We start from the raw sequence: 1058 nt of genomic DNA, 5'->3' as shown, positions 1-1058 counted from the left end.
TGCTAGAGTCGCAAGGTTTCCGTGTCGGTATTATTGCGCAGCCAGATTGGACATCAAAAGATGCTTTCCAAGAGCTCGGCAAACCCAATCTCTTCTTTGCCGTATCAGCGGGCAATATGGATTCGATGATCAATCGCTACACCGCTGATTTAAAGATCCGACATGATGACGCCTATACCCCAGATAACGTTGGCGGTAAGCGTCCCGACAGAGCAGTAACCGTATATAGCCAGCGTTGTAAAGAAGCCTATAAAGGCGTTCCTGTAATTATTGGCGGTATCGAAGCGAGCCTTCGTCGCACAGCCCAATACGATTATTGGTCAAACAAAGTACGTCGTTCAGTACTGCTAGATTCAAAAGCCGATATCCTCTTGTACGGTAATGCAGAACGTGCGGTAGCAGAAATTGCACACCGTATCTCTCGCGGCGAAACACCGAAAGAAATGACCAACATCCGTGGCACAGCAATTATCGTGAATGAACTGCCAAATGACTGGACAGGCAAAGACTCGTCTCGCTTAGATAAGCCCGGAAAAATTGACCCAATACAAAGTCCTTATATTGATACCAGCGCAAATGGTAAAGGCGAAAATTGTGAAAATGGCGCAAAAGAAATCGAGCCTGAAGACGATACTCATGTATTACGCTTTTGGCCGATTGCAGGAAAGGACAAAGAATATATCTTGCTTCCGTCGTATGAAAAAGTTAGTAGAGACCCAGTTCTATATGCTCACGCCGCGCGGGTCATCCACATTGAGACGAACCCAGCAAACGCACATACCTTGGTTCAAAAACATGGCGAACGCTATGTTTGGGTGAATCCACCACCAATTCCTCTAGAGACAGAAGAATTGGACATGGTGTTTGAACAGAACTTCCAGCGCGTTCCTCACCCGAGCTATGGCGATGCACGTATCCCAGCTTATGAAATGATTCGCTTCTCAGTGAACATTATGCGCGGTTGCTTTGGTGGCTGCTCGTTTTGTTCCATCACAGAACACGAAGGCCGAGTCATTCAAAGCCGTTCAGAAGATTCCGTAATTCGCGAGATCGAAAAC

Annotated in this window: 1 pseudogene; it reads left to right on the top strand. The window is 46.8% G+C overall.

Annotation, left to right across the window (positions count from 1 at the left end):
• Window positions 1–1058, top strand: a pseudogene (locus A3739_RS26985) (YgiQ family radical SAM protein); the annotation flags it as partial.

This window comes from Oleiphilus sp. HI0067 (genome assembly GCF_001635735.1).
The sequence above is the reverse complement of the archived record's forward strand: the minus strand, read 5'-3'. Positions and strand labels throughout refer to the sequence as shown.